We start from the raw sequence: 13,196 nt of genomic DNA on the forward strand, positions 1-13,196 counted from the left end.
CCTTAGTTATCTAATCAGTCGTTATCTAACCAATGACTTAGCGTGCACGCCACTAATTTCACTAGTAACGTTTTCGCTTAAAAACTAGTTAGTAATTTAATATTTTTGCCATTGATTAACCTAGCATTTGTCAGCTTTGCTGAACAACTCATTAGGTACGTAGTCAATATGAAAAATATTGTACTTAAGAGTTTGCCTGTTCGTTATCTTGAGTTGGTTAAATGGGCATATTTTCAATCCGTTGTTTCTATTGGATCTGCCATCTTGTTAGAATACATCCCATACACATTCTGCACACTTTTAGGAACCACGATGAAGATCCTTGCCGATGAAAATATGCCTTATGTTCAGCAGTTATTTGGTGATTTGGGCACGATTGAAACCGTAAACGGCAGGGAGTTAACGCCTGAGCAAGTTAACGATGCCGATGTGTTACTTGTCCGTTCAGTGACTAAGGTTAACCAAGCATTGTTAGCTCAGAATAACCAACTTAAATTTGTTGGTAGCGCCACCATAGGCACAGATCATATCGATTTGGATTACCTTGCCAGTCGCAACATTCCTTTTTCTAATGCACCGGGCTGTAATGCAACAGCAGTAGGGGAGTTCGCCTTTATCGCCATGCTTGAGTTGGCGCAGCGCTTTAATAGCCCACTAAAAGGTAAAGTGGTGGGTATTGTCGGCGCCGGTAATACTGGAACCGCGGTAGCGAAATGTCTTAATGCTTATGGGATAGAAGTGTTACTTAATGACCCATTGCTAGAGCAAAGCGGTGATCCCCGTGATTTTGTGACCTTAGATACACTCATTGAAAAGTGTGATGTGATTAGCTTGCATGTACCTATTACTCAAAATGGCGAGCACAAGACCTGGTACTTGTTCGACGCGGCACGCTTAAATAGCTTGCGTGAAAATACCTGGCTGATTAACTGTTGCCGCGGTGAAGTGATCGATAATCGTGCTTTAATCAAGTTCAAGCAACAACGTGATGACGTAAAAGTGGTGCTCGATGTATGGGAAGGGGAGCCTAACCCTATGCCTGAGCTGGTGCCCTATGTTGAATTTTGTACGCCGCATATTGCGGGTTATTCCTTAGAGGGTAAAGCGCGCGGCACTTTTATGCTGTATCAAAAGTTAGCCCAGGTGCTGCAAATTAGCGCTGATAAGCAGATGGAATCATTATTACCGCCGCTTTGGAGTGAGCAGGTTATTGTGCAGCAAATTGATGATGAAAGAGCCTTGTTACAGCTTGCGAGATTTGTATACGATTTGCGCGATGATGACCAATTATTTAGAAAACAGTTTTTAAATCAGCAAGGGTTCGATCATATGAGAAAAAATCACACCCATCGCCGTGAATTTAGTGCATTAAAGGTAGGCAATACGGGGCAAACTAATGTAAATTGGTTATCCAATTTAGGGTTTTCAGGAGTCGAGCTGTAATTATGTCGCAGGAATTTAATGTTGTCGTATTAGGTGCATCGGGCGCAGTGGGTCAAACAATGATTGAGATCCTAGAAGAGCGTAACTTTCCGGTTGCTAATTTATTTCCATTAGCCAGCAGTCGCAGCGCCGGTAATACGGTCAGCTTCCACGGTAAACAGGTCGAAATTTTAGACGTTGACACCTTTGACTGGTCACAGGCTCAGATTGGTTTCTTTTCTGCAGGTGGTGACGTTTCAGCTAAGTGGGCGCCTATCGCTGCTGAAAACGGCTGTGTTGTTATTGATAACACCTCTCACTTCAGATATGACATCGACGTGCCATTGGTGATCCCAGAAGTAAACCCTGAAGCGATTGCAGACTTTAGAAATCGTAACATCATCGCCAACCCGAACTGTTCAACGATTCAGATGTTGGTTGCACTAAAACCTATCTATGATGCATTCGGTATTTCACGTATTAACGTGGCGACCTATCAGTCTGTGTCGGGTTCAGGCAAGCAAGCTATTGAAGAGTTGGCAGGTCAGTGCGCGAAGCTGCTACAAGGTTTACCGGTTGAACCAAAGACTTACTCGAAGCAAATTGCGTTTAACGTATTGCCACAAATTGATAAGTTTATGGACAACGGCTACACCAAAGAAGAGATGAAAATGGTGTGGGAAACGCAAAAGATATTTGGTGATGACAACATCGTTGTAAACCCAACGGCTGTTCGCGTTCCGGTATTTTACGGTCACTCTGAAGCGATTCATTTAGAAACACTACAACCTGCTGACGCCGAAGATGTTAAATCGGTATTACGTGGTGCAGAAGGTGTTGAACTATTTGATACCGATGATGAGTATCCAACAGCCATCACCGAAGGTGCTGGAACCGATCCTGTTTATGTTGGCCGAGTGAGAAAAGATATCTCTCATGAAAACGGTATAAACCTTTGGGTTGTATCAGATAACATCCGTAAAGGTGCGGCACTTAACAGTGTTCAAATCGCTGAAGTATTGATTAGAGATTATTATTAATTTTTAGATTAACGATGCTTTGCTGAATAAAAAGCCCGCACAATGCGGGCTTTTTATGTTTTAAAGATGTGAACAGTAGCAGGGCAGCGGATTCTAGTTTATAGTAATCTTAATAAATACAATTGCCTAAAGCTCGTCACCAGGGTGGTGACACCAGCGTGCTTTAAAGGGAAGGATTGATGAACTTTCGCACTTCGCATCTTGTCGGCTTAATAGCCACGGGGATAGTGGCTATTGCTGCCCCTTCGATTAATTCAGTTGCTGCTGAGCCATTAAAAATTACAGGGCCAGATGGCCAAGTAAAGCAAAGCATTCGTCAATATGGTCCAACAACCTCGCAAGATACTTTTTGGAGTATCGCTCAGGCGGTTAAGCCAGACAATAGCGTTACTGTTTACCAGGTTATGTCAGCGTTATATGACGCCAACCCTCATGCTTTTTCTAGCAAAAACTATAACAGTTTAGAGCGCGGCATGATTTTGCTGGTGCCAAATAAAGCTGTGATACAGCAAACCTCTCAAGCAGATGCTAAGGCTCGCGCCGAACGTAACGATCGAAAGTGGTCACCATCAGGGGCTAAACCTAGCATTGCGCCAAAAACGGTGGCTGCAAAGATAGAAAGCCCTCAACCGAGCGTGGTCGCTAAAACACCGGTTTCTGTGAAGTCTAACCCATTAATTGCAGATTTATCGGCCGAGGTTGAAGCCTTAATTAGGCAGATGGAAGCGATTCAAGCTAAAAATCTAGAACTAACCGATGAGTTAGCACGAGCGAGCGATGAGATTGTTGTTGGTTCGTCTGATACGGCAGCATTTCAAGATGAAATAAATCAGCTTAAAGAAGAAAACGCTTTATTAAAACAAGCGCTGCAAGACTCCAAATCTGAAAATGAAGCGCTAAATCAAGAAGTACAACTTAAACAGCAACAACTCGCAGCATTTAGTGTGCCAAAGCAAGAGCCAGCGTCAGATCTATGGCGAACCATAATGGATAATCCTCTGTTATTGGTGTTAGGTGGCGTTTTACCGGCATTGCTTGTTGTGGTGCTATTTTGGTTGTTTATTAGACGCAGAAATGACGCTAACGCTGAAGAGCAACAGAACCAAGATGCAAACGCTGCTGAAAAGCCTATAAGTGCAGCACCAGAAGGGGCGATTTTAGAAGATAAGTCTGATGATGCCGAAGGTTTAGCTGTTCATCTCGATACAGATGATGCGTCTAATATCGACCCATTAACAGGGGCCGTGGCCGCGACTACCGTGCAGGCGGCACTTGCCGAAGAGCAAGATATTATCGTTGAAGACTCCCAAGACGAAGGCCAATCATTAGATGATTTATGGGCTGAGGCGATGGGGGAGCAAGATCTAACAGACACTGATGAGTTTGATGCATTCAACAGCACTGCAACTACTAATGATTTAAATACCACTTCTTCAGATATTAGCGATTCCAAATCATCTGATGAAGACGATCTCGATTCACTGCTTGCGGGCTTTGATGTACCTGCAGAAGACAGTTTTGAACAGCCAGCCACAAACAGCAGCGATGATGATCTCGATGCTCTGCTAGCAGGTTTTAATAGTGATAACGCAAATGATGAAATCCAATCTTCATCTCAATCTGCAAGTAAAACAGGCACTGCAGCTGACAGCGCGGAAGATGATTTAGATGCATTACTGGCAAGCTTTGGTGAAAGTGTTGATGACAACGCACTTGATACGAAAGAAGACTTTGCTTTTGATGCCGAAGTTAATGCTAATACTGTGACCGATACTGCGGCTGAAGATGACATTGACGCTTTGCTTGCAGGTTTTGATAGTTCAAATCTGCAGACTGAGCCCGTTTTCAATACTGATACTGAGGTAGAGGATGATCTAGATTCATTGTTAGCAGAGCTTGAAGGCGATGATGGATCTCAAGAGGATAGCAATGAGATCCCTGATATCGATGCACTTTCTGATGAGATGGCGGCAGAACTAGAGCTTGGATTTGAAATTGCTGCAGAATTAGATTTAACCGCCACAGACGATGCAGACCAAGAGAAACCTGAAAGTGAGCTTGACAGTGAACTTAATGCCTTGCTTGCAGATCTCGAAGCGCCGTCAGAGCTAGAGCAAACTGCAAATGTTAAGCTTGATTTAGATGAAGAGCTAGCATTAGCGCCTGACGTTGAACTTGAGCAGTCTGAAGAGCTGACGAAAACGGCAAAGGACTCAAATAGTCTAGATTTTGACTTAACGGGTTTTGATATTGATGGACTAAATTCAAGCGCGCAAAGCACTGTTGGGATGGGCTTGGCTGCACTTAAGTCAGATAGCGATAACCTTGATGCAGATGCTGATACCGCGGTTACTAAAGCATCTGAAAGGAAAGTATCTGAAAGCAAAGCAGACGATATGCTTGAGTTTACTTTGCCTGAAGTTGACGTTGAGCCTGACGTTATAACTGATATTAAATCCGATCTTGTATCTGAACTAGAAACCGCAGTAGTAAAGAGCGAAAAAGAAAGCGGCTTCTTCGATGATCTTAAAGGTGACAAAAAGACAGAGGCAAACACGTTAGATTGGGAAAGTATTGCTAATCAAAGCGATGCCGCTGACGAAGCCCTAGCGCTTTCAGCGTCCGCCCAACTATCTGATGATGAGCTATTGAGTCGTTTGGCCGCCGAAGGCGATTCACAAGATCAAAATCTTGATCTCACTGAAGATGATGACGCATTCTCACTTGACGACTCTAAGATGACCGTTGATGAAGCATTGGCAGCGCTCGATGCTGAGGAACTTGGCGTTAAAGAGCTAGATGATAATGAACTAGATGTTAATAAGCTAGGTGATAAAGATTTAGGCGAAAAGTCTTCAGCAAAAAGTGCCGTCGCGATGCACGACTTAACCACTTTCCAAAAAGATAATGGTTTTATCGATATTGATATGCTTCTAAGCGAGGCCGATGAAGATAGCGGTGATACCGATCTTTATAAAGAATTGGATGTCGACATGGGCGAGTTAGACTCTCTAATGGGTAACTCACCTATGGTTGATGTCGATGATGAAGAAAACTCGGTTAATGCCAAGTTAGATCTAGCCCGGGCTTACATCGAAATCGATGACAATGATAGTGCACGAGCACTGCTAAAAGAAGTTGAGCTTGATGGCAATGACCGACAACAGGCTGAAGCCATGGGGTTACTTAACGAGTTGGTGTAAACCACCGCAATAAAAAACGGCGCCTTTGGCGCCTTTTTTATACTTATCGTTTGCTTCGAGTATGTTAGAATCGCCGCCTATTAAAAGATTTCGTTTATCCGATCAGTTCGCTAAAACACAGTGGGCGGTCGAATAGCAGTTTAACCGAGTTATAGAGGTGTGGGATGCGGGTTGCGCTAGGTATAGAGTACGATGGTAGTCAATATTTCGGATGGCAACGTCAGGCCGAAGTGGATACTGTTCAAGAGCGGCTAGAAAAAGCGCTTTCAATCGTTGCTAATGAGCCTATAGCGGTGCAATGTGCGGGCCGTACTGACGCAGGGGTTCATGCCACCGGGCAAGTGGTGCACTTTGAAACCAATGCCGTGCGTAAAGATACCGCTTGGACACTTGGCGTGAATGTAAACCTACCTGACAATATTGCCGTGCGTTGGGTAAAAGTCGTTGATGATGAATTTCATGCACGTTTTACTGCAACGGCAAGACGTTACCGTTACATGATTTATAATCACCAACTTCGCCCAGGTATTTTGCGCAGTGGTGTGAGCCATTATCCTGGTAATATCGATGAAGCCAAAATGCACCAAGCGGCGCAGTATCTACTTGGCGAACAAGATTTTACCAGCTTTAGAGCCGTGCAATGTCAGTCTAACACGCCGTTTCGCTGTGTGCATGAGGTCAACGTTAGCCGTCAAGGCATGTATATCTGTGTTGATATCAAGGCGAATGCATTCCTGCATCACATGGTGCGTAACATTGTCGGCTCGCTATTAGAGGTGGGCTTAGGTAATCAACCCATGGAGTGGATTGAGCAACTGTTAGCACTTAAAGACAGAAATAAAGCGGCGGCAACAGCTAAACCTAATGGTCTGTATTTAGTCGATGTCACTTACCCTGAAAGCTATCAATTACCTAAGTTGGCACTTGGCCCATTATTTATGTTGGACTAAGCATTATTTATGGGGTTAAGGACAATCTTAACGGTGAAGGTCTGGGCCTTATACGTTTTAAATGGATAAAAGTTTGTGATTGAACAAGACACATTAAAGCCGGTGGCACCCAAGTCAGGTGCTGCGTTGAGTAACTGGTTAGACTTTTTATTAGCGATTCATCCAACCGAGATTGATATGGGCCTTGGGCGTGTGTCGCAGGTTGCCAAACGCATGGGCTTAACCGATTTAGGTGAGACCAAGGTCGTCACTGTGGCAGGCACGAATGGCAAGGGCACCACCTGCGCCATGATTGAAGCTGCATTGCAGTTGTCAGGAAAAACCGTGGGCGTATACAGCTCTCCTCATCTGCTTAATTATAATGAACGCGTGCGGATCAATGGCCTTGATGCGACAGATGCTGCGCTGGTTAATGCATTTGAAGCGATAGAAACCGCCCGCGCTGAGATCTCATTAACCTTCTTTGAATATGCAACACTTGCAGGCCTTTATCTTTTTAAGGCCGCCAAGTTAGACGTGATATTGCTTGAAGTTGGTTTGGGCGGTCGACTCGACGCCACGAACATCATCGATGCCGATATTGCGGTAGTGACCTCAATCGATTTAGATCATCAAGAGTACCTCGGTGATACGAGAGAGCTCGTGGGTGCAGAAAAAGCGGGTATATTCAGAGCAAACCGCCCAGCAATCGTGGGTGAACCTGACTGTCCGGCTTCTCTTATCGAAGTGGCTAATCATATCGGTGCCATAGTGTATCGGGTTAATGAGGATTTCAGTTACCAATGCAGCGACCACGATTGGCATTATCAAGGTCAGCATTTCGATTTAACCAAGTTACCACTGCCATTTTTACCTCAGCCCAATGCGGCCACGGTTATTGCGGTACTTGAGCATCTTTGTCCAACTATGTCAGCTGATACGATTGCTAAAGCAGTGGGAGAGACCCAACTTGCAGGACGATTAGAGCAGCTCAACGATTCACCACGAGTGATTGTTGATGTCGCACATAACCCCCATGCGGCACGTTATTTAAGCTCACGTTTAGCTGCCATGCCCAAGGGGCGGTTAATTGCGCTATGTGGCATGTTAAAAGACAAGGATGTGCGCTCGGTGTTACAGGAACTATCAGCAGATGTTGATCAGTGGTTCCTGTGTGATCTGTCTGTGCCGCGGGGAGCTACTGCTGCAAACTTGAAAGCCTGCCTGCCTGCACAGATACAAGTACAAGCTTCAACGTTTACCAACATGAGTCTGGCCTGGAATGCGCTTCGAGCGCAATTGCAGAGTGAAGATGTGGTAATTGTATTTGGCTCATTTTACACTGTTGCAGGTTTTAAAGATTTGTTTAAGGGAGAAAGTCTTGTCTAGTCAATTTCAAAACCGTCTTGTGGGTGTCATTGTGATTGTGGCATTAGGGGTGATATTTTTACCCGATATTTTGGACGGTAAAAAACAGCGCGAAGAAGAGCAGTTTGCTGAAATTCCCCTTAGACCCGAGATCCAAGAGAGTCACTTGCCGGAGCAGAATATCGAAACGGTCGATTTGGGTCAGAACACTCAGCAAGCAGCGCAAGATACGGGATCATCCGGCGACGCTTCTTGGCACATTGCTGAGGAGGACGAACCGGTCAAAGCGGTTGTAGCTAAGGCAACAGCACAGGTTAAAACAACGCCTAAGCTAGAGTCTAACAGTACAGAAAAGCCTAAGGCTGCTTGGACGATTCAGTTGGGCAGTTTTAACAATGCAGCTAACGTGAAAGGGCTGGTTAACCGTCTTCGCGATAAAGGGTTTACCGCCTACACGTTGCCGACTAAACCCATAGATGGCCAATTAACCAAAGTGTTCGTTGGGCCTAATGTGTCAAAAGATAAGCTTAACCGTATGCAGCGTGATATCGAAAAGCTGACGCAGTTAAAAGGCCGAGTGGTTGCTTATAACCCCGTCGAGAAATAATAAATCGTGATTGTCTTTGTTTGAGAAAAAGTTATTTCGCCGTGAAAGCGTGAGAAATAACTCTGTCTCTGATAGAATCGCGCCGTCTTAAACCCTATGCTGGATTACCTCTTAAATGGTTTGGATTGATTACGCCATCATTATTGTTATCGGACTATCAACTCTGATTAGTTTGGTCCGTGGTTTTGTAAAAGAGGCCATGTCTCTTGTCGTTTGGTTTGCTGCTTTTTTTATTGCCAGCCAGTTTTACCTCAAACTCGCTACGCATCTGACTCAGATGCAAGATGAAATGGTTCGAAATGGCGTGGCGATAGCCATTCTGTTCGTATCAACGCTCATCCTTGGTGCTCTCGTTAACTACCTAATTGGCCAATTGGTTTCTAAAACCGGATTGTCAGGCACAGATAGAGTGCTCGGCTTATGTTTTGGTGCGCTAAGAGGCGCATTAATCGTGAGCGCGTTACTGTTTTTTATGGATGCTTTTACCGGAGCACCCAACACAGATTGGTGGCAAGATTCTACACTCGTGCCCGAATTTGGAGTTGTGATCCAGTGGTTCTTTGACTACGTGGAAAACACCTCAAGCTTTGTACCCAAAATATAAAATGCACTAAAGCATTACTTGGCTTTATGTGAGTATTTATACTCACATAAAGCAAAAATATTAAATAATAGAACATCTTACAATGAGGAAGCTTACCCATGTGTGGTATTGTCGGAATAGTTGGCCAGTCATCGGTTAATCAAACCATTTATGATGCACTGACTGTGCTCCAGCATCGTGGACAGGATGCTGCTGGCATTGTGACCGTCGATGGAAGTGCGTTTAGATTACGTAAAGCGAATGGTTTGGTGAAAGACGTTTTTGAACCAAAGCATATGCAGCGCCTGCAAGGTAATGCTGGCATCGGTCACGTTCGTTACCCAACGGCAGGAAGCTCGAGTGCTTCTGAAGCTCAGCCGTTTTATGTTAACTCTCCATTTGGTATTTCATTAGCGCACAATGGTAACTTGACCAATACGGTTGAGCTGCATGAGCGTTTATTGAAGCAGCGCCGTCATGTTAATACCACTTCAGATTCAGAAGTGTTACTTAACTTACTCGCCGATGAACTGCAGCAAACCACTACAGACGATCTTAACGCTGAGGAAGTGTTTAACGCTGTGACTAAGGTGCATGAGCTGACTCGTGGGGCTTATGCGGTTGTTGCCATGATTATTGGCCAAGGTTTAGTGGCATTTAGAGATCCATTTGGTATTCGTCCGTTAGTGCTAGGTAAGCATGAAACACCAACGGGTACTGAATACATGGTTGCCTCTGAAAGCGTGGCATTAGACGCAGTAGGCTTTGAGGTCATGCGTGATGTCGCACCGGGTGAAGCGGTATACATCACTCTTGATGGTGAGCTTTATACCCGCCAGTGTGCCCACTCGCCAAGCTACTCTCCTTGTATTTTCGAATTCGTTTATTTTGCTCGTCCAGACTCTACGATTGATAACATTTCTGTTTATAGCAGCCGTGTCAATATGGGAACCATGCTGGGTGAGAAGATTAACAAAGAGTGGGAAGATCATGATATCGATGTCGTGATCCCCATTCCTGAGACGTCATGCGATATCGCACTTGAAATCGCGCGTCATATGGATCTGCCTTACCGCCAAGGTTTTGTTAAGAACCGCTATATCGGCCGTACCTTTATCATGCCTGGGCAACAAGAGCGTAAGAAGTCTGTGCGCCGTAAACTTAACGCGATAAATGCCGAGTTTAAAGGCAAGAACGTATTATTAGTTGATGACTCAATTGTTCGTGGTACCACTTCAGAACAGATCATCGAGATGGCACGTGACGCCGGCGCGAAAAAGGTCTACTTCGCCTCAGCAGCACCTGAAATTCGTTTCCCTAACGTGTACGGCATCGATATGCCAACCACAAATGAATTGATTGCTCACGGTCGTGATGTTGAAGAGATCAATGCGCTGATTGGTGCTGACGGGATGATCTTCCAATCATTACCAGATTTGATTGAAGCTGTACGTCAACAAAACCCTTCAATTAAGCGTTTTGAAACGTCAGTATTTGACGGTAAGTATGTGACTAACGATGTAAATCAAGAATACTTAGATTACATCACGCAGTTGCGTAACGATGATGCTAAGGCAAATCGTAGTAAAGATATTGGCACTAATTTAGAGATGCATAACGTTTGTCATCCTTAAGCTAGATGCGATATAAAAAAGCCGAGCAACCGCTCGGCTTTTTTGTTTTCAGCCTTAATTGATAACGATGATAGACGATGTCTATGCTCATGCTCATGTCCATGTCCATGTCTGAGAGTGTGACAGCTCCTGATGGGGATAAGCACAACGTTAACCCTTAAAATGACAATTGAAATTAAAACGCTTAATGAGAGCCGTTCTCAAAAAGTGTAACACTCTTTGAGCAAATGAATGGTTTTGAACGATTAATACACTCTGCTTTAAGAGTTTCGTTTGCACCGCTTACAGCTTCAAGGTACAGTTACTGTTAATTTATACAGTAATCCTAGTCTCGCAGATGATCTTATATATTGCCGAAAAACCCAGCCTTGGAAGAGCCATTGCCGATGTGTTGCCTAAGCCTTTAAAGAAAGGTGACGGATTTATTCGCGCAGCCAATGGTGATTGTGTCTCTTGGTGCGTCGGCCACTTGTTAGAGCAAGCTGAGCCAGACGCATATTCACCTGAATACAAGTCATGGAAATTTGAGCATCTGCCTATCGTGCCTGATAACTGGAAGATGAAACCTAAAGCTAAGATGCGCGGCCAAATAGCTGTGCTACGTGGGCTTGTTAAAGAGGCGACTCAGTTAGTTAACGCGGGCGACCCTGATAGAGAAGGACAGCTATTAGTCGATGAAATTATCGCGCACTTAGGTGTTAAAGGCGCAAAGTTACAACAAGCTCAGCGTTTATTGATCAGCGATTTAAATCCTCAAGCGGTAACAAGAGCGCTGGGGCAATTGCGTTCAAACCGTGAGTTTATTCCCCTATCAACTTCAGCGCTAGCGCGTTCTCGCGCCGATTGGCTCTATGGCATGAATATGACCCGAGCCTATACAATCCAAGGCCGAAAAGTGGGTTACCAAGGTGTGCTGTCAGTGGGACGGGTACAAACGCCGGTACTTGGGCTTGTGGTACGCCGTGATGTTGAAATTGCTGAGTTTGTGTCTAAGCCCTTTTATGAAGTGTTAGCGCATTTAGCGACCGATAACCAAGATCGATTCAGTGCAAAATGGCAACCGAGTGAAGCGTGTCAGCCCTATATGGATGAAGAGGGACGGGTACTGGCAAAAGGTTTGGCGCAAAACGTTGTCGGGCGTATCAACGGCCAAAGTGCCTTGGTAGAAAAGGTGATAGCTCAAGACAAGAAGCAAAATGCTCCCTTGCCTTATAGTTTATCGGCGCTACAGATTGATGCGGCTAAACGCTTTGGTATGAGCGCAAAGTCAGTGCTCGATACCTGCCAGTCGTTATATGAAAAACATAAGCTTATCACCTATCCACGCTCTGACAGCCGCTATCTGCCTGTTGAGCAACATGGATTAGCGCCGAGTGTTATTCGCGCAGTATTAAGTGGTGCGAGTGAGCTATTGTCTGGCTGTGATGAGCCAAATGCCAAGCTCAAATCAAAGGCGTGGAACGACAAAAAAGTTGATGCCCACCATGCGATTGTGCCAACCGAAAAAACGGCCAATCTATCTAGCCTTAACCAGGCTGAGAAACAGTTGTATTTGCAAGTTGCGCGTCAGTACTTGATGCAGTTTTATCCGACTTATTTGTATAAAGAGACTCAAGTTGAGATCATCATTGCCGGTGGCTTATTTAAAACCAAGGCCAAACAGGAAGCTGCGCTAGGCTGGAAGCAGTTACTTAAGCAATCTGCCAATCAGAAACAAGATAGCGGAAGCTCGAGTGATAAATCGCAGACTGAAGATGGCGATCATCTTGCCAATATCCCAGCGCTTAAAAAGGGCCAAGTTCTGCTGTGCGAGCGTGGCGAGTTATTAGAAAAAAACACCCAAGCCCCAAAGCATTTTACCGATGCGACTTTACTGGGGGCAATGACGGGGATCAGCCGCTATGTCACCGATAATGAAATCCGGAAAATCTTAAAAGACACCGACGGCTTAGGCACTGAAGCGACGCGTGCTGGCATAATAGAGCTACTTTTTAAGCGCAATTATCTAACCCGCCAAGGTAAATCCATTTTGGCTACCGAGGTGGGCAAAGGCTTAATTAACAGCTTACCGCAAAGCGCGACAACGCCTGATATGACCGCGCTGTGGGAAAACAACCTCGATGCCATTAGTCGTAAAGAAGCCAAGTATCAGAATTTTATGGATCCCTTAGTGAGCTCCTTACAAGGCTTGATTGAGCAAGCGGGCTCACAGTTACCGACTTCTTTACAAGGGGTTCAGTCGCCGGATAACGGCTTTAAAAAACGTCGTTATAGCGCAAAAAAGGCTGCTACATCTAAATCATCTGCCGTTAGAAAAACGCCGACTAAAAAAACAAGTACGAGTAAGAGAGCCCCTACTAGTAAGTGATAGAGGCTTTATTGAGGGCGTCGACTCTTTTGAAGCATTGTA

General features: G+C 44.8%; 9 protein-coding genes. All 9 read left to right on the plus strand.

Going from position 1 to position 13,196, the window contains the following annotated elements; genetic code table 11:
- Positions 1-312 precede the first annotated feature (312 nt).
- On the plus strand, positions 313-1,443 hold the full coding sequence (locus tag ACVBJC_RS16685) for a 4-phosphoerythronate dehydrogenase (protein WP_447162074.1): 1,131 nt from the start codon (positions 313-315) through the stop codon (positions 1,441-1,443).
- Between the two features lie 2 nt (positions 1,444-1,445).
- On the plus strand, positions 1,446-2,462 hold the full coding sequence (locus ACVBJC_RS16690) for an aspartate-semialdehyde dehydrogenase (protein WP_447162039.1): 1,017 nt from the start codon (positions 1,446-1,448) through the stop codon (positions 2,460-2,462).
- 179 nt (positions 2,463-2,641) lie between these two features.
- Positions 2,642-5,665, plus strand: a complete 3,024-nt coding sequence (locus ACVBJC_RS16695) for a FimV/HubP family polar landmark protein (RefSeq protein ID WP_447162040.1) — start codon at positions 2,642-2,644, stop codon at positions 5,663-5,665.
- 164 nt (positions 5,666-5,829) lie between these two features.
- A complete protein-coding gene (gene truA, locus ACVBJC_RS16700; protein WP_447162041.1) occupies positions 5,830-6,615 on the plus strand; it encodes a tRNA pseudouridine(38-40) synthase TruA in 786 nt (261 codons plus the stop codon).
- A gap of 75 nt (positions 6,616-6,690) precedes the next feature.
- A complete protein-coding gene (gene folC, locus ACVBJC_RS16705; RefSeq protein WP_447162042.1) occupies positions 6,691-7,983 on the plus strand; it encodes a bifunctional tetrahydrofolate synthase/dihydrofolate synthase in 1,293 nt (430 codons plus the stop codon).
- Complete coding sequence (locus ACVBJC_RS16710; protein ID WP_447162043.1) at positions 7,976-8,569, plus strand: SPOR domain-containing protein; 594 nt, start codon at positions 7,976-7,978, stop codon at positions 8,567-8,569. Before folC ends, ACVBJC_RS16710 begins: the two co-directional genes overlap by 8 nt.
- Positions 8,570-8,684: 115 nt before the next feature.
- On the plus strand, positions 8,685-9,173 hold the full coding sequence (locus ACVBJC_RS16715; RefSeq protein WP_447162044.1) for a CvpA family protein: 489 nt from the start codon (positions 8,685-8,687) through the stop codon (positions 9,171-9,173).
- A 98-nt stretch (positions 9,174-9,271) separates the two neighbouring features.
- The gene (gene purF, locus ACVBJC_RS16720) at positions 9,272-10,786 is read left to right on the plus strand and encodes an amidophosphoribosyltransferase (protein ID WP_447162045.1); all 1,515 of its coding nucleotides are present in this window, start codon (positions 9,272-9,274) and stop codon (positions 10,784-10,786) included.
- Between the two features lie 337 nt (positions 10,787-11,123).
- Positions 11,124-13,154 carry a DNA topoisomerase III gene (locus ACVBJC_RS16725; protein WP_447162046.1) on the plus strand — a complete coding sequence of 677 codons (2,031 nt, stop codon included), beginning with the start codon at positions 11,124-11,126 and terminating at the stop codon, positions 13,152-13,154.
- The last annotated feature ends 42 nt before the right edge of the window (positions 13,155-13,196 follow it).

Source organism: Shewanella sp. 0m-6, assembly GCF_052977325.1.

Bases quoted from the DNA above. Each gene is read 5' to 3' on its own strand.
- ACVBJC_RS16685 (WP_447162074.1), top strand. From the start codon at position 313: ATGAAGATCCTTGCCGATGAAAATATGCCTTATGTTCAGCAGTTATTT.
- ACVBJC_RS16690 (WP_447162039.1), top strand. From the start codon at position 1,446: ATGTCGCAGGAATTTAATGTTGTCGTATTAGGTGCATCGGGCGCAGTG.
- ACVBJC_RS16725 (WP_447162046.1), top strand. From the start codon at position 11,124: ATGATCTTATATATTGCCGAAAAACCCAGCCTTGGAAGAGCCATTGCC.
- purF (WP_447162045.1), top strand. From the start codon at position 9,272: ATGTGTGGTATTGTCGGAATAGTTGGCCAGTCATCGGTTAATCAAACC.
- ACVBJC_RS16695 (WP_447162040.1), top strand. From the start codon at position 2,642: ATGAACTTTCGCACTTCGCATCTTGTCGGCTTAATAGCCACGGGGATA.
- ACVBJC_RS16715 (WP_447162044.1), top strand. From the start codon at position 8,685: ATGGTTTGGATTGATTACGCCATCATTATTGTTATCGGACTATCAACT.
- truA (WP_447162041.1), top strand. From the start codon at position 5,830: ATGCGGGTTGCGCTAGGTATAGAGTACGATGGTAGTCAATATTTCGGA.